General features: G+C 60.3%; 18 protein-coding genes. 10 read left to right on the plus strand and 8 right to left on the minus strand.

What is annotated here, in order from left to right:
- Positions 1 to 150: 150 nt before the first annotated feature.
- Positions 151 to 2892, minus strand: coding sequence for a DNA polymerase I (gene polA / locus DSC91_RS13505; RefSeq protein WP_115778922.1), 2742 nt, complete (start codon positions 2890 to 2892; stop codon positions 151 to 153).
- A gap of 1 nt (position 2893) precedes the next feature.
- Here polA and DSC91_RS13510 point away from each other — a divergent pair, with 1 nt between their 5' ends.
- Positions 2894 to 3637: an LOG family protein gene (locus DSC91_RS13510; RefSeq protein WP_073428625.1), complete on the plus strand. Its 744-nt coding sequence runs from the start codon at positions 2894 to 2896 to the stop codon at positions 3635 to 3637.
- 72 nt (positions 3638 to 3709) lie between these two features.
- On the opposite strand, the gene DSC91_RS13515 is transcribed toward DSC91_RS13510, so the two are convergent.
- Positions 3710 to 4627, minus strand: coding sequence for a transcriptional regulator GcvA (locus DSC91_RS13515; protein ID WP_115778924.1), 918 nt, complete (start codon positions 4625 to 4627; stop codon positions 3710 to 3712).
- Between the two features lie 97 nt (positions 4628 to 4724).
- Here DSC91_RS13515 and DSC91_RS13520 point away from each other — a divergent pair, with 97 nt between their 5' ends.
- From DSC91_RS13520 to DSC91_RS13530, 3 genes are all read left to right on the plus strand, one after another.
- Complete coding sequence (locus DSC91_RS13520) at positions 4725 to 5294, plus strand: chromate transporter (RefSeq protein ID WP_115779835.1); 570 nt, start codon at positions 4725 to 4727, stop codon at positions 5292 to 5294.
- On the plus strand, positions 5291 to 5821 hold the full coding sequence (locus DSC91_RS13525) for a chromate transporter (protein ID WP_115778926.1): 531 nt from the start codon (positions 5291 to 5293) through the stop codon (positions 5819 to 5821). Before DSC91_RS13520 ends, DSC91_RS13525 begins: the two co-directional genes overlap by 4 nt.
- Positions 5822 to 6002: 181 nt before the next feature.
- Positions 6003 to 6461: a hypothetical protein gene (locus tag DSC91_RS13530; RefSeq protein ID WP_115778928.1), complete on the plus strand. Its 459-nt coding sequence runs from the start codon at positions 6003 to 6005 to the stop codon at positions 6459 to 6461.
- Positions 6462 to 6972: 511 nt separating this feature from the next.
- Here the strand turns inward: DSC91_RS13530 and DSC91_RS13540 are convergent.
- The 4 genes from DSC91_RS13540 to DSC91_RS37470 form a co-directional block, all read right to left on the minus strand.
- On the minus strand, positions 6973 to 7728 hold the full coding sequence (locus DSC91_RS13540; protein WP_115778931.1) for a hypothetical protein: 756 nt from the start codon (positions 7726 to 7728) through the stop codon (positions 6973 to 6975).
- A gap of 1 nt (position 7729) precedes the next feature.
- Complete coding sequence (locus DSC91_RS37465; protein WP_162831390.1) at positions 7730 to 8212, minus strand: hypothetical protein; 483 nt, start codon at positions 8210 to 8212, stop codon at positions 7730 to 7732.
- A 751-nt stretch (positions 8213 to 8963) separates the two neighbouring features.
- Positions 8964 to 10490 (minus strand): AMP nucleosidase, encoded by a 1527-nt coding sequence (locus tag DSC91_RS13545; protein ID WP_115779836.1) that lies wholly within the window; start codon positions 10488 to 10490, stop codon positions 8964 to 8966.
- The gene (locus DSC91_RS37470) at positions 10423 to 10692 is read right to left on the minus strand and encodes a hypothetical protein (protein WP_162831391.1); all 270 of its coding nucleotides are present in this window, start codon (positions 10690 to 10692) and stop codon (positions 10423 to 10425) included. Before DSC91_RS37470 ends, DSC91_RS13545 begins: the two co-directional genes overlap by 68 nt.
- Between DSC91_RS37470 and DSC91_RS13550 the strand changes: the two genes are divergently transcribed.
- The 6 genes from DSC91_RS13550 (at position 10691) to DSC91_RS13575 (ending at position 16172) form a co-directional block, all read left to right on the plus strand.
- Positions 10691 to 11086 carry a hypothetical protein gene (locus tag DSC91_RS13550; RefSeq protein WP_115778934.1) on the plus strand — a complete coding sequence of 132 codons (396 nt, stop codon included), beginning with the start codon at positions 10691 to 10693 and terminating at the stop codon, positions 11084 to 11086. The genes DSC91_RS37470 and DSC91_RS13550 overlap by 2 nt on opposite strands.
- 164 nt (positions 11087 to 11250) lie before the next feature.
- Positions 11251 to 12246, plus strand: a complete 996-nt coding sequence (locus DSC91_RS13555) for a homoserine kinase (protein WP_115778936.1) — start codon at positions 11251 to 11253, stop codon at positions 12244 to 12246.
- Positions 12237 to 13043 (plus strand): BPSS1780 family membrane protein, encoded by an 807-nt coding sequence (locus DSC91_RS13560; protein WP_115778938.1) that lies wholly within the window; start codon positions 12237 to 12239, stop codon positions 13041 to 13043. The genes DSC91_RS13555 and DSC91_RS13560 overlap by 10 nt, the downstream gene beginning before the upstream one ends.
- A 286-nt stretch (positions 13044 to 13329) precedes the next feature.
- Positions 13330 to 13782 carry a MarR family winged helix-turn-helix transcriptional regulator gene (locus tag DSC91_RS13565; protein WP_115778940.1) on the plus strand — a complete coding sequence of 151 codons (453 nt, stop codon included), beginning with the start codon at positions 13330 to 13332 and terminating at the stop codon, positions 13780 to 13782.
- A gap of 169 nt (positions 13783 to 13951) precedes the next feature.
- On the plus strand, positions 13952 to 14371 hold the full coding sequence (locus DSC91_RS13570) for an organic hydroperoxide resistance protein (RefSeq protein ID WP_115778942.1): 420 nt from the start codon (positions 13952 to 13954) through the stop codon (positions 14369 to 14371).
- Between the two features lie 301 nt (positions 14372 to 14672).
- Positions 14673 to 16172 carry a cryptochrome/photolyase family protein gene (locus tag DSC91_RS13575; protein WP_115778944.1) on the plus strand — a complete coding sequence of 500 codons (1500 nt, stop codon included), beginning with the start codon at positions 14673 to 14675 and terminating at the stop codon, positions 16170 to 16172.
- A gap of 157 nt (positions 16173 to 16329) precedes the next feature.
- Here DSC91_RS13575 and DSC91_RS13580 read toward each other — a convergent pair whose 3' ends face one another.
- Together DSC91_RS13580 and DSC91_RS13585 are read right to left on the minus strand one after the other, a co-directional pair.
- The gene (locus tag DSC91_RS13580; RefSeq protein WP_115778946.1) at positions 16330 to 16506 is read right to left on the minus strand and encodes a DUF3563 family protein; all 177 of its coding nucleotides are present in this window, start codon (positions 16504 to 16506) and stop codon (positions 16330 to 16332) included.
- 107 nt (positions 16507 to 16613) lie between these two features.
- Entirely contained in the window at positions 16614 to 17810 is a 1197-nt protein-coding gene (locus tag DSC91_RS13585; protein ID WP_115778948.1) for an extracellular catalytic domain type 1 short-chain-length polyhydroxyalkanoate depolymerase, read from the minus strand.
- Positions 17811 to 17867: the final 57 nt, after the last annotated feature.

Below are 17867 nucleotides of genomic sequence, written 5' to 3' on the forward strand. Positions count from 1 at the left end.
TTATGCGTCGCGACGGCGCGTGAAGCATGAAACGCGCGCCGTCTGTCCTGGCGATTGTCCGCGAGCGGCACGGGTTGTCACAAGCCATCAATACGCATATGTGACATGCGCGCGACGTTATCGCCTATCGCGCGCGCCGTCACATGCACGTCAATGCGCTTCTTCCCAGTTCAGGCCGGCGCCCACTTCGGCGACCAGCGGCACTTTCAGCGCGGCGACACCGCACATCAGTTCCGGCAAGCGCTTACGTACGTCGGACAACTCCGCGTCCGGCACCTCGAGGATCAGTTCGTCGTGCACCTGCATGATCATGCGCGTACCGACCTTCGACTCCTCGATCCACTTCTGCACCGCGATCATGGACAGCTTGATCAGGTCGGCGGCCGTGCCTTGCATCGGCGCGTTGATTGCCGCGCGCTCCGCTGCCTGACGGCGCGGCCCGTTGCCGCCGTTGATCTCCGGCAGCCACAGGCGGCGCCCGAACGCCGTTTCCACGTAACCCTTGGACTTCGCGCTCAGACGCGTTTCGTCCATGTAACGCGCGACGCCCGGATAACGCGCGAAATAGCGATCGATATACAGCTTGGCCGCGTCGCGCGTAATGCCGAGGTTCGCGGCGAGACCGAACGCGCTCATGCCGTAGATCAGGCCGAAGTTGATCACCTTCGCCACGCGCCGCTGATCGTTCGACACTTCGAGCGGCGTCACGCTGAAAATTTCCGCTGCCGTGGCGCGGTGAATGTCTTCGCCTTGCGAGAACGCACGCAGCAGGGATTCGTCGCCGGAAATGTGCGCCATGATGCGCAATTCGATCTGCGAGTAGTCGGCGGAGACGAGCTTGTGGCCCGGCGGTGCAATGAACGCCTCGCGGATGCGACGGCCTTCGCCGGTACGCACGGGGATGTTCTGCAGGTTCGGATCGTTCGACGCCAGCCGGCCCGTGACCGCCACCGCCTGCGCATAGTTCGTATGCACACGACCCGTTTGGGCGTTGACCATGCGCGGCAGCTTGTCCGTGTAGGTCGATTTCAGCTTCGACAAACCTCGGTGTTCGAGCAGGATCTTCGGCAACGGATAGTCTTCAGCGAGCTTTTGCAGCACTTCTTCGTCGGTGGACGGCGCACCGCTCGGGGTCTTCTTAACGACCGGCAATTCGAGCTTCTCGAAGAAGATCTGACCGATCTGCTTCGGCGAACCGAGATTGAATTCGCCACCGGCCAGCACATATGCTTCGCTTTCCAGCTGAATCAGACGCGTGGCGATTTCGCTGCTTTGCGCGCGCAGCTTTTCCGCGTCGATCAGCACACCGGTGCGCTCCATCTTGCGCAAGACGCGCGAGGTGGGCACTTCGATATCACGATACACGTAGCTGAGCGTCTTTTCCGCGGCCACTTGCGGATACAAGGCCTGATGCAGACGCAAGGTGATGTCGGCGTCTTCCGCCGCGTATTCGGCGGCCGTTTCCAGCGCGACTTCGTCGAAGCCGATCTGCGACGCACCCTTGCCCGCCACCTCTTCGTACTTGATCGTCTTGATGCCGAGATGACGCAGCGCAAGGCTATCCATGTCGTGCGTACGGTGCGATTCAAGCACGTACGACTCCAGCAGCGTGTCATGTTCGACGCCGCGCATTTCGATGCCGTAGTTCGCCAGCACCTGTTCGTCGTACTTCATGTGCTGGCCGACCTTCTTGTGACCGGCACTCTCGAGCCATGGCTTGAGCTTCGCCAGCACTTCGTCGCGCGGCAATTGCACGGGTGCGTCCGGACCGCGATGCGCGAGCGGCACATAAGCGGCACGGCCGGGTTCGACCGACAACGACAGCCCCACGATTTGCGCGGTCATCGGATCGAGCGAGGTGGTTTCGGTATCGAACGCCGTCAGCTCGGCGGCGTTGATTTTCTCGAGCCACGCGTCGAACTGCTCCCAGGTCTGCACGGTATCGTAGTGACGTTCGTGATCCACGGTGAGCGCCGGCGGTACATCGGTCTCGGGACCCTCCACGGCTTCCGCGGATTCCACCTCACGCAGCCAGGTCTTGAAGCCATGGCGCGTGAACACGTCGCGCAGTTCTTCGCGCGATTCCGGCCGGCTTTCCAGGCTTTCTTCGATCGACACGACATGGCCGGTCAGATCGCATTGGCGCTCGACGGTGACGAGTTTCTTCGCCATCGGCAAGAAATCGAGCGCACGTCGCAGATTGTCTCCTACCGCACCCTTGATCTCGTCCGCATGTGCGACGATGCCATCGAGTGTCTCGTACTGCGCGAGCCATTTGATCGCCGTTTTCGGCCCGCATTTTTCGACGCCGGGCACGTTGTCGACGGTATCGCCGATCAACGACAGGTAGTCGATGATGCGCTCCGGCGGCACGCCGAATTTGGCGATCACGCCTTCGCGGTCGAGTTTCTCGTTGGTCATCGTATTGATGAGGGTGACATGATCCGACACGAGCTGCGCCAGATCCTTGTCCCCCGTCGACACGATCACGTTCATGCCGCGCTTTTCTGCTGCGGTGCTGAGCGTGCCGATCACGTCGTCGGCTTCGACGCCTTCGATCATCAGCAACGGCCAGCCGAGCGCGCGCACGGCGACGTGAATCGGCTCGATCTGGCGCGAGAGATCGTCCGGCATGGACGGGCGGTTCGCCTTATAGTCGGCATACCAGTCGTCGCGAAACGTTTTGCCCTTGGCGTCGAACACGCACGCGCTATACTCTGCTGTGACTTCCTTGCGCATGCGCCGCAGCATGTTGATCATTCCATAGAGCGCACCCGTCGGGCCACCCTCGGGTCCGCGCAGATCAGGCATCGCATGGTAGGCCCGGTACAGATAACTCGAACCGTCGACCAATAGCAGGGTCTTACCTTCTAGGCTTCGTTCTTCAGGCATTATGACTAAGAGAAAAGTGATTCCGAGTCTGCGATCACTCGCAGATCAAGAGCGCGCAACGGCTAAGAAGGCCCGCGCATCGTGGCAGATGTTCACGATTATGGCAGAGTTTATCGAGGCGACCGAGTACCTCTCGGAGATTCGTCCGGCTGTCAGCATCTATGGTTCAGCGCGCCTGAAACCGAACTCGCCTTACTACAAACTCGCCACGCAAATCGCGCGCAAGCTGTCCGACGCAGGCTTCGCGGTTATCTCGGGTGGCGGCCCCGGCATCATGGAAGCGGCCAACAAGGGCGCCCATGCGGGCAAAGCCCCTTCGGTCGGCCTGAACATCGAACTGCCGCACGAGCAATCGGGCAATCAATGGCAGGACATCTCGCTGCGTTTCCGCCACTTCTTCACGCGCAAGGTCACGTTCGTCAAGAACTCAGACGCGGTGATCGTCATGCCGGGCGGCTTCGGCACGCTGGACGAGCTCGCCGAGGTCCTCACGCTGATTCAAACCAAGAAATCGCGCCACGTGCCGATCATCCTGGTGGGCGCCGAGTTCTGGGAAGGTCTGCTTGCGTGGTTCAAGAACTCACTCACGCCGATGGGCCTGATCAATCCGACGGACATGGATTTGATGCAGGTGATCGACGACCCGGACCAGGTGCTCGAAGCGGTGCTGAAGTTCTACGAAGACCGCGAAGAAGCCGAGCCGCATCCGGCCAAGTCGGATGAAGACCGGATGTTCTATTTGTGATGCTGGAGCTTCGCGCTCGTGCGCGAAGTCAGCGTGCGATGCTCAATGTGAATTGAGCATCGCACGCAAGTTCTAGTGAGCGGCCTCCAGGCCGCTCGCTTCCGCTACGTCCGTCTGATCACCCTGCGCTTGCAGCCATTCGCAGAACTGCGCCACTAGCGGCGCCTGCGCGACCTCCCGCCTCGCCACCCACCAATAGCCGCGTGCATCGATACGCGGGCCGGCCAATGGCACGACGAGCCGCCCCGATGCCAGCTCGTCCGCCAGCAAGGGCAACGGGCCGAGCGCTACGCCGAGCCCATCCACCGCGGCCTGCAAGGCCAGATAGAAGTGATCGAACGACTGCTTCTTCCGGCATTTCGCCGTGACCCCTGCTGCCGACAACCAGTTGGCCCACGCATCGGGCCGCGTGTCCGAATGCAGCAGCACGTGCTTCGCGAGATCGTCGGCCGCCTTGATCGGTGAGCGTTGCAGGAGCGCGGGACTGCACACCGGAATCTCGCTTTCGCCAAGAAAATGGCCGCTCACGCAGTTCGGCCAAAGCGCCGGACCGCGCCGCACCGCGACGTCGAAGCTGTCCAGCGTCTCGACCGGTGCATTTGAAGTCGACAAGCGCAATTCCACATTCGGCACCTTGCGCTGGAATTGATGGAGCCGCGGCAGCAGCCATTTCATTGCGAAGGTCGGCAGTGCATTCACCCTTAAAACGCGAACGACGCCCGTATCGCGCAGTTGATCCGTGGCGAGCGCGATGCTGTCGAACGCAGCCTGGACGGTGGCCAGATAGCGGCGGCCGTCGTCGGTCAGGCGCACGCGCTTGCCGCGACGATGGAACACCTGCACGCCGAGCCATGCTTCAAAAGCCGCAACCTGCCGGCTGATTGCACCGTGCGTCACATGCAATTCGTTCGCCGCGGCGGTGAAGCTTTCATGCCGCGCGGCGGCCTCGAAGGCACGCAGCGCCGGAAAAGGAGGAAGATGACGAGCCATGCTTGTGATTCTAGATCACAAAGGCGCGCTCAAAAATCGTTTTGCCCAGAGCCGGTTCGGCGCTAACCTCCAGAGCTTGAACCGGAAGCTTAACGATATGGATCACGATCTCACTTCAACCGCGGCCGGCCGAGCGCCCACGCCCACATTGCGGGAAATTTTTGGCGGCTTTCTGGGCCTCGGGCTGATCTCGTTCGGCGGCGCATTGCCGTTGGCGCGACGCGCCCTGGTCGACCAACGGCGCTGGCTGACCGGCAAGGAGTTCACCGACTTGCTGGGCCTGTGCCAATTCCTGCCGGGCGGCAACGTGATCAATCTTTCCGTGGCGATCGGGATGCGCTTTCGCGGCGTGCCGGGTGCGCTGGCGGGCCTGCTCGGGTTGATCGCGGGGCCGTCGCTGGTGGTGATCGGCCTTGGCGTGCTGTACGAACACACGCAAAACGACCCGCACGTTCGCCATCTGTTTGCCGGTCTCGCGGCGGCGGCGTCCGGCCTGCTGATCTCGATGGCCGTGAAAATCCTGCTGCCGTTGCGGGATAAACCGATGGCCGCGCTCATCGCGGCGCTCGGCTTCATCGCGATCGCCATCATGCGCCTGCCGCTTCTGCCTACGATGCTGGTGCTCACGCCGCTCAGCATCTACATCGCGTCGAGGGCCGCCCGATGAACGACACGCTCATTTCCCTTGCCATCATTTTCAGTCAGCTTTCGCTACTGGCGTTCGGTGGCGGCAACACGATTCTTCCGGAGATGCAGCGTCAGGTAGTGGATGTGCATCACTGGATGCCGGCCAGCGAATTCAGCGCGCTATTCGCGCTCGCGCAAGCGGCACCGGGGCCGAATCTGATGATCGTCACGCTGGTCGGCTGGCACGTGGCGGGTTGGGCGGGGATGCTGGTGGCCTCCGTGGCGAAGTTCGGACCGTCTTCGCTCGTGACGATTCTCGCGCTGCATGCGTGGGAGCGGTTCAAAGACCGTCCGTGGCGGCGTTACGCGCAAATGGGATTGGTGCCGGTGACGGCCGGCATCGTCGCGGCGAGCGCGGCGTTGATCGCCGAGGCGTCGAATCCGACGGCGATTGCATGGGCGATCTGCGCTTTTACTGCTGTGTTGGCGTTGAAGACACGGATTCATCCGCTCTGGTTGCTGGCGGCGGGGAGCTTGATTGGGTTGACGGGGTTTGGGCAGTTTTGACACGCGCGGGGGACCTGCGTAGTGCAATGCCTCACGCACAGAACTGCCGCAAACATGGTGGCCCGAGAAACGCATTGACCAAGCGCAATGCGGCGTCAAAAACCCGTACGGTCAGTGTCTCGGGATTACGAAGCACAGCTATGCTTACAGCTTATAGATTCAGCTCCTGTGCCATCCGCTTATGACCTACCATGCCATCACCGTCACGCTTGAAAACATCGGCGGGATAGTCGCCGAGAAAGACAAATATGGCAGTAGAACAATCAGCACAGCCTTTAACGTGACGGTTGCAGGCAAACGCCAGTACGCTGTACAAATGCGCGGCGCGCCTCGACTTGAAAGCGGCATGGTCGTGACGGCGGTGCTGCGCGATACAGATAACTGGCAAACGCTCGTGGGATGGTTAAACCACTCCACCGGTGAGATTTGCGGCATCAATTCGCCCGAGATTTCCTTCTGGTGGTTTGTCGCTGGCATCCTAGTGTCAGCCCTGCTTTGCCTTAAATGGATACACGAGGCTCACAGCGGCAACGCCAGTGCGAGTGTCGTAGTATGGATTATCGCGATCGCAGCGATGAACGCCTGGACGCTATTCTCTTGGCGGAGGTCGGCGAAGGTCTACAGGTTGCTGAAACCCTAAGCCTCGGTACTTACAAAGTCACGAAATCTTGAAGGGAGAATCGCTGCCATCGACTACCGCGCAATGCGGTAGTCGATGGCGGGAGAGAGAGGCCGCTTATTCGTCATTCATCTACGCCACTGCAGACCGTTGCCGGTAGTAGTCGCTTCGATCCAATCTTTCACCGCCTTGCGTCGCAATATGAGCAGCGCGCCGAGTCGGAGCCACACACAAAGGGTAATTAGTGCGATAGCCCACAATCCCAATTCTTGCAAATATGGGTGCCCGAATATAGTCCATAGAAGAAGAAAGGCCGCGATCCACTTCAGCAGGTCGTAAGCCCATCTCTTTCTCTTTATCCCATACACAAGCGCCAGGAGATTTGCCACAAGACTTACGAACACAGCCAGACAGCCTTCCCACGGCAGAGAGCCGGATTGAAGTAAGGCGATTTCTACCCAAGCCTCGCACAGGAAGGCGAGAAAGAATCCAATAAGTGAAACCCGAATACAACGCGGCATTGCTGTCATAGCTATCTGAATTTTATATTCTTGCAATAATCCATTCCACTAACGATATCGCTCCAACCCTGTTCAACACTCAGGTATCGGCAATAGTTTTCCTTGTATTGATCTTCGTTGACTGGCGTGAAGCTACCTGGAACGGGGGTCCCCGTAGGTATCAAACCGCTACCTGAAACACCCTTGTCGCTCAGACAGACGAACATCCCCTTTTGCGTCAATATTTCGTTGTAAGAGGAAAGCACGTACCCACTCCCGGTTCCGAGACTTGACCAATAAAGCGATGCACTAGCAACCGACGGAGGATTCGAGACTTGCAGCAGGTTTGTCATATAATTACCCAACCATATTTTTGTAGAATTTATATACGGCTGAAAGGAAGATTGCAGGTCGGCAGCCAAGATGAGTCCACCGACTACTGCAGCGGCACCCGGGCCAATTTCTGCCCAAACAAGTAGCGTAACAGCGATCGTTCCGACCGCACTTATGACGGTCAGCACGTCTCCCGCCTGGACTTTTTTGTTCTGGTCTTTCCAATCTGTCGCAATTCGTATTAATGCAGACGTCGCGGCCAATCCGTTTGTCATGATACGTACTGGCTGCATCATCGGTGCTACATTTGATATTGTCGCAACGAGGTTTGTGCCGTTCTGAATAACTGACAGCGAGTCATTTTGACTATTTGCCGCAGTCATAAACGCCTGATAACTAGTCATCGAATTCGAACCGTTTTCGATGAATTGCAACACCATTTCAACTTTTGCCATTTTATTCAGCCTTTGACTCTGTATTCCACGGGGCAATTGAATTCACTGAAGAACTGACGGATGGCGCGGTAGAAGGGCTCGATCCGACAATATAGCGATAATAGAGCTGTGTATTTCCTGTTTTTGGCGTGTACACTGTCTGGGCAATAAATGATTTTGTTTTTTTGAGAGTGACAGGCAGGACATCAATGATTTGCGAGAACCCTTTATCCGTCGCCACCTGGAGATTCGCCGCAATATCGCTATTCGGGTCCTCAAAATTTATGATGCGCACCCAGAATATCCATGTCCCGTCGTCGCGCCTCAATGCAGTCGCGCCGTTTGTTAACGCATATCCGCGCAGCGGAGTGACTGTAATTTGGGGTGATGTGGGAGTCGCCTTTGCGATTTGAGACGTGATGCCGACAAGAGACAATACACTTGTTCGCAAAAATAATCGTCTGGTAGTCATCGTGTTTTTATTTAGTTTGGTGGATATCGCCATTTATTAATGTAGCTTTCACTACATTTAAAATGTATCGCTATCGACGATGCGATTGACATCAGACAATTCCGAAAAACGGTTACTTCGGAGGGAAGAGCCAGGCAGATTGCGTGAAGTGTTACAGATGGTGAAGAGCACCTTGTAAGCTTTGTTGAAGGCGCGTGTACCGTGGCTTGTGTGGCCGAGAAAAAGCGATGCGAGAAGGCGTGTTCAGTATCGAAGACGCGTTTGGCGATTTGCGTCATCTACGCAGCCGCGCGCCTGCGTCAAGTGGCAACCCTGGATGGCAAGATGGCACGCGACGCCCATCGCAGTGATTAGCGTGCGCTCCATGATGCCGGCCTACGGCAGTGACGTGGGCGTGGTACTGGGACAGGTGTGCATAGCAAACAAAAGCAACAGGATCACAGCGATTCCGGAGTTGCTCGATCCTCCAACGGGATTTCCCTCTGGGCGTCGAAAGCAGTATGGACTGGGTACTCAACATGATCTTTGGCGAAAACCAGTGCCATGCGAGAGCCGCGACTACGGCGCAGAACTTCGCAATGCTGTGCCGTAATCTCATTGAATTTGCTTAAGCTCGATACAAACACGAGCGCAGAACTGAAAGTATGCCGCCCAAGGCCCGCGCCAACGGATCAGTGCGCGCCACAGCCTGATCGGCTTATGAAGTTCATGGAATTGCCCTGACGCAATCCTCCATACGGCCGACCTGTTCGCAGTCGTATTCCGCGAAGCCGAAGCATACCCCTTACTGAAACGCCACTTCCGCGAAACTGCGCAACTTGCGGCTATGCAAACGATGTAGCCCGTTCATCCGCAACAACTCCATCGCCTTCACGCCGATCTGCAGATGCTGATCGACCTGCGCGCGATAGAACTGATCCGCCATGCCGGGCAGTTTCAACTCGCCATGCAAAGGCTTATCCGACACACAAAGTAAGGTGCCGTAAGGCACGCGGAAACGGAACCCGTTAGCGGCGATCGTCGCGCTTTCCATATCGAGCGCGACCGCACGGCTTTGCGAGAGCCGCTGCACCGGCTCGCGATGATCGCGCAACTCCCAGTTGCGGTTATCGACACTCGCCACCGTGCCCGTGCGCATCACGCGCTTCAACTCGACGCCATCCAGTTGCGTGACCTGCGCGACCGCGCGTTCCAGCGCCACCTGCACTTCGGCGAGTGCAGGAATCGGCACCCACAGCGGCAAATCGTCGTCGAGCACGTGGTCTTCGCGCACGTAGCCGTGCGCCAGCACGTAGTCGCCCAAACGCTGCGTATTGCGCAGACCCGCGCAGTGGCCGAGCATGATCCACGCATGCGGGCGCAGCACGGCGATGTGATCCGTGATCGTCTTCGCGTTCGACGGCCCGACGCCGATGTTGACCATCGTGATGCCGCTGCCGTCGGCACGCTTCAGGTGATACGCGGGCATCTGCGGCAAACGCGGCGGCGCCGTGCCTTCCTGGGCCTGCTCGCCGAGATTTTCGTTGTACGTGATCACGTCGCCCGGTTCGACGAACGACGTGTATTCACTGCGATAGGCGCGCAGTTCTTCGTCGTCGGTATGGGCCATCATCGTGCGGCCGAGTTTGACGAACTCGTCGATATAGAACTGGTAGTTCGTGTACAGCACGTAGTTCTGACAATGCGTGGGCGACGTCGCCGTGTAATGCTTCAATCGATGCAGCGAAAAATCCACCCGCGCCGCCGTGAACAACGCCAGCGGATGCGGCTCGCCCGGCGGCGGCTCATAGGTGCCGTTGACGATGCGGTCGTCGAGCAGCGCGAGGTCCGGCGTGTCGAACACGTCGCGCATCAGGAACAGGCGTTCGCGATCCAGATCGCCTTCGAGATGGATGCCTTCGGCGAACGCGAAGTGAATCGGAATCGGCTGATCGGACACGCCGACCTCGATCTGCACATGATGGTTTTTGGCCAGCAGACGCAACTGCTCGCGATAGTAGTTGCCGAACAGATCCGGCCGCGTGACCGTGGTCTCGAACACGCCCGGACCCGCGACGAAACCGTACGAGCGGCGCGAGTCGATATGCGTGTTGACCTCCGTGCGCACTCTGACGAACGGGTAGCAGGCACGTACCCGGCGTTCGAACAGTTCGTTGCGGCGGTAGCGCGCGAAGGCGTCGCGCAGGAACGACGTGTTCGCTTCGTAGATCGCCGACAGATGCGTGACGGCCTCGGCCGCGTCGTCAAAGGATTCGGTTGGGAAGCTGTTGGCGGGAGTCTGCACCGCGCGTTGATTGGTATCGTTGTTCATCTTCATTCACCTCAATTGATGAGATGACATTACCACGGAACCCGCGATCGCCAAATGACCGCGCGGCGCCTGGCACACCCGCCGCAACAGCGGCCGCAAGATTGCGCGCAGATTGCGCGAAAGCGGCGCAAAATAAGGCGATCGCACCCGTAGGCAAGGCTGGATTTGCTAGAATCGGGACACCAATTTGGAGAATCACCATGAAGCCGCTCCTTCCCGTCGCCGTTGCACTGGCCTTCGCCTTTGGCAACGCCGCGATGGCTGCCCAGCCTGTCGATGACACTCCGCCCGCCGGCGCGCCCCAGTCCGCCAATGAACGGGCCGGTCTGCCCGACCTGGAGAAGATCAATCGTCCGGCCGCCGAGGTCAGCTCGAAGGTCGAAATCAACGTCCCGCGCACGCCGAGCTTCTACGAACGCAGCGCTAACGGCACCGAAATCACCGAATACCGCGATAAAGGCAAGCCCGTTGAAATCAACGTGCATTCGAATCTCGGCACGCGCTATCAGATGAGCGCGCCGCTCGACACATCGCCCACCGTGCGCGACAACGGCCGCGCGAGCACGCGCTTGCCGTCGGTGAATCTGACTTATTGATATTGAGGCTTGCCGGGGCGGCGGCGTGACGTAAGCCGCCTCTGGATCTGCGCGGCCCACGGGCGTCGCCTCGGGCTTTCGGCCTGCTCGCCGATTTTCAGCATCCCACACTTCGCACTGGTCGCATCGCGCCAGCCCGACTAACCTGATCCGACGTTTCCCGCATGGCTGTCTTCACCGCTGTCACCGAACCCCAACTAGCAGAATGGATGCGTCACTACGATCTCGGCGAAGTCGTCGAGTTTCGCGGCATCCCGTCCGGTATTGAGAACAGCAACTTCTTTCTGACGACGACGCGCGGCGAATACGTCCTCACGATTTTCGAAAAGCTGACGGCCGGGCAACTGCCGTTCTATCTCGATCTGATGCAGCATCTGGCCGCGCACCGCGTGCCGGTGCCGGATCCCATGCCGCGCGAAGACGGCGCGCTGTTCGGCATGCTGCACGGCAAGCCCGCCGCCATCGTGACCAAGCTTGAAGGCGCGCCGGAGTTGGCGCCGCAAATCGAACACTGCGTCGAAGTCGGGCAAATGCTCGCGCGCATGCACCTGGCAGGGCGCGACTACCCACGCTATCAGCCGAATCTGCGCAGCCTGCCGTGGTGGAAAGAAACCGTGCCGACCATCCTGCCGTTCCTTGCGGACACGCAGCGCGACTTGCTGTCGTCCGAACTGGCGCATCAGGAGGCTTTCTTCGCGTCGGCGGATTACCGCACGCTTCCCGAAGGCCCGTGCCACGCCGACCTGTTCCGCGACAACGCGCTGTTCGCGCATGCCGCGCCGGAAACCGGCCACGAGGTGCGGCTGGGCGGTTTCTTCGACTTCTATTTCGCCGGCTGCGACAAGTGGCTGTTCGACGTCGCGGTAACAGTCAACGACTGGTGCGTCGACCTCGCCACCGGCAAGCTCGACGAGGCGCGCACCGAAGCCATGCTGCGCGCCTACCAGACCGTGCGCCCGTTCACCGTCGAGGAAAACCGTCATTGGGGCGACATGCTGCGTGCGGGTGCTTACCGCTTCTGGGTCTCGCGCCTGTATGATTTTCATTTGCCGCGCGCGGCCGAGCTGCTCAAACCGCACGACCCCGGCCATTTCGAGCGCATCCTGCGCGAACGCCTGTCCGGCGTAGCACTTCCAGGCATTCATACCTCATGCAACTGATCGAAGTCCCCGCGAAAACCGGCTATGTCTGGTTCCGGCAGGGTATCTGGCTGTTCCGCAAGAACCCGCTCGCGTTTCTGACGCTGTTCTTCACCTATCTGCTGATCATGACGCTGGCGGCGCAGATTCCGGTTGTCGGCGGCGTGCTGCCGCTGATCTTCATTCCGGGTGTCGCGGTCGGCTTCATGGCGGCGTGCCGCAACACCATCGCGGGCAAGCCGGTATTCCCAACCATTCTGGTGGACGGCTTTCACTCGTATGGCGCCGTGGTCGCCAAGCGGCTGCTGGTGCTGGGCGTGCTGTACGTTATCGCGATGGCGCTGGTGCTGGCCGGCTCGGCACTCGCCGACGGCGGCATGCTGCTAAAGGTCATGCTCGGCGCGGCCACCATGGATCAGGATGCGATCGCCAACAGCAATATCCCGCTGGCAATCATCACCGCGTTCGCGTTCTACATTCCGGTCGCGATGATTTTCTGGTTCTCCCCAATCCTTACCGCATGGCACGACGTGCCGCCCGTCAAGGCGATGTTCTTCAGCATCGTCAGTTGCTGGCGCAATCGCGGCGCGTTCATCGTGTTCGGCGCGTTGTGGTTCGCGGTTGCGACAACCGTTTCGTTCGGCCTGTCCGCGCTGATGCAGGCGCTGGGCGCAGGCGACTTCGCGTTCGCGATCCTGATGCCTGCCACGATGATCGTCACGACCATGCTGTATTGCTCGTTCTACGCGACCTATCGCGGCTGCTTCGGCGTGCAAACGCCTGAAGCGCCGGACCTGCCGACCACACCGGCGGCCTGAGCGCCGGCCCGGCTGCTGTTCAGGCGCGGACGCTTTTTCGGCGCCCGCGTGGTTTCGATCCGGCGCACTGCCCGTTTTCGCCTCGACGCCGGCCACAGTCCCGCCACGGCGGCCCCCACACCGCCTACGCCCCCTGCCTTGACGCCCTCAGCACGTCTGGTTCGAGGCGCCATCCGCCTCCGCCATTTCGCCAGATCTACAGCCGCACTCGGCAGCTTGCCTCTACTTGCGGCACAATGGTTTGCGCGCAATCGATTTGCACGCTCTTTTTTAAGCGAGATGCACCATGACCCAGCGCCCGGTTTTTCCCTTCACGCTCGACGAGCAACTCTGCTTCGCGCTCTATTCGACCTCGCTTGCGATGACGAAAGCGTACAAACCGCTGCTCGACAAGCTCGGCCTGACGTACCCGCAATATCTGACGATGCTCGTGCTATGGGAAGCCGACGACGTCACGGTGAAAGACATGGCCGCGCGCCTGAATCTCGACTCGGCGACGGTCACGCCGCTGCTCAAGCGTCTCGAGACACAGGGCTACCTGGAACGGGTACGCGGCGTCGAAGATGAGCGGCTCGTCTATATCCGGCTCACCAAAGCGGGCACGGCGCTGAAGCGTCAGGCACGCGAAGTGCCCGCGGAAATCTTCTGCGCGACCCAGCAGTCGCCAGAATTCCTACTCCGTTTGCGCGACGATCTGACGCGCCTGCGCACCACGCTCAACGATTACATGGACCACTAGCCGGCCTGTTTCAAAAAGCATGCTATCGGCACGATGCAAAAATTAATTTGCACACAAATGATTTGTGTACTATCTTTATCACATGCCGCTTCGATAGCGCTCCGCCAGAAGGGCGGGGAAACAGCGGCAAGCATGCAGACCCTGACAAACCAGACTAAGGAGCAGCACCATGAACATCCTCTACAAGGCGAGCGCAACCAGCACCGGTGGCCGTGACGGCCGCGCAGTATCGTCGGACAATGCGTTGGACGTGAAGCTGGCGGCACCGCGTGAACTGGGCGGCACCGGCGCGGCAGGCACCAACCCGGAACAACTCTTTGCAGCCGGCTACTCGGCATGTTTCCTGAGCGCGATGAAATTCGTCGCCGGCCAACGCAAGCAGGCTTTGCCGGCTGACACGCAAGTCACGGCAGAAGTGGGAATCGGCCCGAACGACAACGGCGGTTTCGCGCTCGACATCGATCTGCGCATCTCGTTGCCCGGCCTCGCTGCAGAGGCAGCCAAGGAACTGGTCGACGCAGCCCATCAGGTTTGCCCGTACTCGAACGCCACACGCAACAACGTCGCGGTGCGCCTGCAAGTCGCGTAAGCGCCAGCGGCTTCAACGAATTGCCCATGAATCGTTGACGCGCGCGGCACAACCAAGCCGTCATGAACACGCCCGCACCCTGCAAACCAGGCGCGGGCGTCGTGCTGTTTCACGGCGCAATAGGCGTTCGCGGACGCGGCACGGAATGTGCGGCATTGATCCGACCCAACACCTGCCGTCACGCGACTTCGGCCGTAGCGCTGCAAGCAGGCGCTCAGTTCAGTAATATCGTCGGCTGGCAGCCGATCATTGCGCCGGTTCATGCTTCGCCGCACTGCCCTTTACCTGACTCACGATCCCAATGACACGCGTCCGGCGCCTGAACGACACCTTCGATACCGGTCTGGTCTGGTTTCGCCGCGACCTGCGCAGCCCGGATAACGCCGCGCTCTACTACGCGCTCAAGCATTGCGGGCGCGTCTGGTGCGTGTTCGTATTCGACACGACGATCCTGCAACCGCTGAGCGACTCCTGGCAAACTCGCCATCCGGACACGCCGCCGCAGGACCGCCGCATCGAGTTCATTCTTGCCGCGTTGGGCGAGTTGGACGAGGCGTTGCGCGCCAAAGGCGGCGGCCTCATCGTGCTGTACGGCGATCCGGTCGATCTGGTGCCCAGACTCGCCGTCGAACTCGGCGCGGATGCAATATTCACGAATCACGATTACGAACCCGTCGCGATCGAGCGTGACGAGACGGTGCGCCAGCGGCTTGTCGAAGCCGGGCGCCAATGGCTGACGTTTAAAGATCAGGTGATTTTCGAGCGCGATGAGGTGCTGACCGGCCAGAACAAGCCGTTCACGGTGTTCACGCCCTACAAGAACGCATGGCTCAAGCAGCTGACGGCCTTCGATCTTCAACCGTATCCGGTCGAGACCTATATAAAGCAGCTTGCAGCACTGCCGCCCAAGCTGGACCGCCAGTTGCCGACGCTCGATCAGCTCGGTTTCGCACCGAGCAATCTTGCGGAGCTCAACTTGCCCACCGGCATGAGTGGCGCGCAACGCCTGCTCGAAGACTTCATGACTCGCATCGACAGCTATCAGGACCGGCGCGACTTTCCCGCCGTCAAAGGTCCGAGCTACCTGTCGATGCACCTGCGCTTCGGCACTGTCTCGATCCGCACGCTTGCGCGACTCGCGCACGAGATGTCATTGCAGCCTGACGGGCAAGGCTCTGCCACGTGGCTGTCCGAACTGATCTGGAGGGATTTTTACTTCATGATCCTGTCGCACCATCCAAGGCTGGCGGGCGGTGCGTCGTTCAAGGAAGAGTACGATCGGCTGCGCTGGGAGCACGGCCCGGAAGCGGACGAGGCGTTCGCCGCATGGTGCGACGGCCGCACGGGCTATCCGCTGGTCGACGCCGCCATGCTGCAACTGAACCGCACCGGCTACATGCACAACCGCCTGCGAATGGTGACGGCGAGTTTTCTGGTGAAGGATCTGGGCATCGACTGGCGACGTGGCGAGCGCTACTTCGCCGAACAGCTCAACGACTTCGATTTTTCGGCGAATAACGGCGGCTGGCAATGGGCGGCGTCGACGGGATGCGACGCGCAGCCGTATTTCCGGATCTTCAATCCGATCACGCAATCCGAAAAGTTCGACGCCGAAGGGCGCTTTATCAAACGCTACCTGCCGCAGCTTGCGAAACTGCCGGCCAAATGGATACACGCGCCGTGGCTGGCGGGTTCGGAACGGCTCGCTGAATGCGGCGTGACACTAGGCAAGGACTACCCGGCCCCGATCGTCGACCATGCCGAAGCGCGGCAGCGTACGCTTGCCCGTTTCGGCAAGTAAGCGCCCGCTCACTTCGTTTTGGTCACAAACATCTTGAGGCGACTGAGCAATGCGCCGTATGCGGCCGCTACTCATGTTCTGGTGCTGATCACCTTGGGCGCCTCACCCCAAACATCGGCGTTCTTCATTACGCGCCGATGCTTCAAACGCGCACAGCTTAGTGCTGGCTCATCCACGCCGGATGGCGAGTGGTCGCCTCGCGGTCCAGCTTACGCATACGGAATTCCAGATCGTACAGATCGGTTGCCTCAGCGAGGAAAGCGTCAGCGCGTTCTTTCGCGAGTTGATCAGGCGATTTGGTCAGAAACAGAAACAGGCGGCTAAGCAAGTACATGGTCAACCTCGACAATGAATTTAGGCGTTAACGCCTAAGGGATAACCCCTATTATAGGGAAAACCCTAGATTTACGCCATTCTTCATTTCGAAGTGTTGCTCCAACGTCACCGTGCGCCCGCCGACGCTTCTGTGGCGGTGCTTTCGGCGATACGGCCGGTGCTCGTGCGGCGCTGGTGCCTGAAGAATTCCCACACCATGGCGCTTGCGTCCGGACCTTTGGCGGAATGGAACGGGACGGCGTCGTCGCCGCCGCTCCACGCGTGATCAAGCCCTTGCACGCGGCATAGCCGCACCACGCGCCGCCCACCGCGCATGTAGTCGCGCATCACCACGCCTCCCTTGCGCTCTTCCTTGACTTCGCCGGATTTGCGCACGCCTTTTTCGTCGACGATCCGGTTCAGGCGGAGAAACTGCACCGCCAACTGGTCCGCATTGGCCGGCGCGACCACATGGTCGATGTCGCCGTGGAGGATGATGGCCGGCATCCCGGGGTATTCAGCCACGTTGACGAGTTCGTCGACCAGCTCGGCCGGCTCGCGGCGTGCGCCGCGCCGCATGACGTCCATCGCCGTAATACCGGAGCGGGCCTCGCCAAAAGCGGGGCCGGAATGCAACGCGACCGCCGCAAAATGCTCCGGATAGTTGGCGGCCAGAAGCGCCGTCAGGCCGGCCCCGGCAGAGATTCCGGCGACATACACGCGCTCGCTGTCGAAGCCATGCTGCGCCACCAGCGAATCCACCAGTGAAACGACCGCGCGCGCCTCGGCGCCGCCAGCGCTGTCGCCGGCGTCGTACCAATGCCAACAGCGATGCGAATGCACGTGCTTCGACTGTTCCGGATAAACCACGGCAAAGCCGAACTGGTCGGCAAGCACGTTCATCCGCGTGCCTTCGGCGAATTCGTCGATCGACTGGGTACAGCCGTGCAGCATGACGACCAGCGGCATTGCCTCATGCGCATGGCCGGACGGGATGTACAACCCGTACTGAAGATGGTTGACGAGCCGCCCGGGCGCGGCAGGCGCCGAATGAAACGAGCGCGTCCATGAACCGCTCGCCCAGGCCGAGGCACGCGGACGAACCCGCGATTCCCGTGGGGCGGCACGCGGCGCCTCGCGTTTCGCGGATGCGCGCAACGCGGCCGCCGGCTTGACCGGGCGGACCTTGGCCGAAGGCTTGGTAGTAGCGACACGCGGCGGCCGCGTGGTGGCGCGCTTGGTAGTGGTGTGAGCGTGCTCGGTTTGAATCGCGAGCAGGCGCTTGAGACCGCGCAGCCAGATTTTCGATAGACTTTTTGCCATCGGCGGGTGACCTCGCAAAAAGGGACAGGTGCCGCTCGATAGAACGACGCTTTGTTG

Origin of the sequence: Paraburkholderia caffeinilytica, assembly GCF_003368325.1 — a bacterium.
Classification (GTDB): domain Bacteria; phylum Pseudomonadota; class Gammaproteobacteria; order Burkholderiales; family Burkholderiaceae; genus Paraburkholderia; species Paraburkholderia caffeinilytica.

What these genes read in the sequence shown, in the direction of transcription:
- polA (WP_115778922.1), bottom strand. Translation starts at nt 2,892, where the DNA reads ATGCCTGAAGAACGAAGCCTAGAAGGTAAGACCCTGCTATTGGTCGAC.
- DSC91_RS13510 (WP_073428625.1), top strand. Translation starts at nt 2,894, where the DNA reads ATGACTAAGAGAAAAGTGATTCCGAGTCTGCGATCACTCGCAGATCAA.
- DSC91_RS13515 (WP_115778924.1), bottom strand. Translation starts at nt 4,627, where the DNA reads ATGGCTCGTCATCTTCCTCCTTTTCCGGCGCTGCGTGCCTTCGAGGCC.
- DSC91_RS13520 (WP_115779835.1), top strand. Translation starts at nt 4,725, where the DNA reads ATGGATCACGATCTCACTTCAACCGCGGCCGGCCGAGCGCCCACGCCC.
- DSC91_RS13525 (WP_115778926.1), top strand. Translation starts at nt 5,291, where the DNA reads ATGAACGACACGCTCATTTCCCTTGCCATCATTTTCAGTCAGCTTTCG.
- DSC91_RS13530 (WP_115778928.1), top strand. Translation starts at nt 6,003, where the DNA reads ATGACCTACCATGCCATCACCGTCACGCTTGAAAACATCGGCGGGATA.
- DSC91_RS13540 (WP_115778931.1), bottom strand. Translation starts at nt 7,728, where the DNA reads ATGGCAAAAGTTGAAATGGTGTTGCAATTCATCGAAAACGGTTCGAAT.
- DSC91_RS37465 (WP_162831390.1), bottom strand. Translation starts at nt 8,212, where the DNA reads ATGGCGATATCCACCAAACTAAATAAAAACACGATGACTACCAGACGA.
- DSC91_RS13545 (WP_115779836.1), bottom strand. Translation starts at nt 10,490, where the DNA reads ATGAACAACGATACCAATCAACGCGCGGTGCAGACTCCCGCCAACAGC.
- DSC91_RS13550 (WP_115778934.1), top strand. Translation starts at nt 10,691, where the DNA reads ATGAAGCCGCTCCTTCCCGTCGCCGTTGCACTGGCCTTCGCCTTTGGC.
- DSC91_RS37470 (WP_162831391.1), bottom strand. Translation starts at nt 10,692, where the DNA reads ATGGTGATTCTCCAAATTGGTGTCCCGATTCTAGCAAATCCAGCCTTG.
- DSC91_RS13555 (WP_115778936.1), top strand. Translation starts at nt 11,251, where the DNA reads ATGGCTGTCTTCACCGCTGTCACCGAACCCCAACTAGCAGAATGGATG.
- DSC91_RS13560 (WP_115778938.1), top strand. Translation starts at nt 12,237, where the DNA reads ATGCAACTGATCGAAGTCCCCGCGAAAACCGGCTATGTCTGGTTCCGG.
- DSC91_RS13565 (WP_115778940.1), top strand. Translation starts at nt 13,330, where the DNA reads ATGACCCAGCGCCCGGTTTTTCCCTTCACGCTCGACGAGCAACTCTGC.
- DSC91_RS13570 (WP_115778942.1), top strand. Translation starts at nt 13,952, where the DNA reads ATGAACATCCTCTACAAGGCGAGCGCAACCAGCACCGGTGGCCGTGAC.
- DSC91_RS13575 (WP_115778944.1), top strand. Translation starts at nt 14,673, where the DNA reads ATGACACGCGTCCGGCGCCTGAACGACACCTTCGATACCGGTCTGGTC.
- DSC91_RS13580 (WP_115778946.1), bottom strand. Translation starts at nt 16,506, where the DNA reads ATGTACTTGCTTAGCCGCCTGTTTCTGTTTCTGACCAAATCGCCTGAT.
- DSC91_RS13585 (WP_115778948.1), bottom strand. Translation starts at nt 17,810, where the DNA reads ATGGCAAAAAGTCTATCGAAAATCTGGCTGCGCGGTCTCAAGCGCCTG.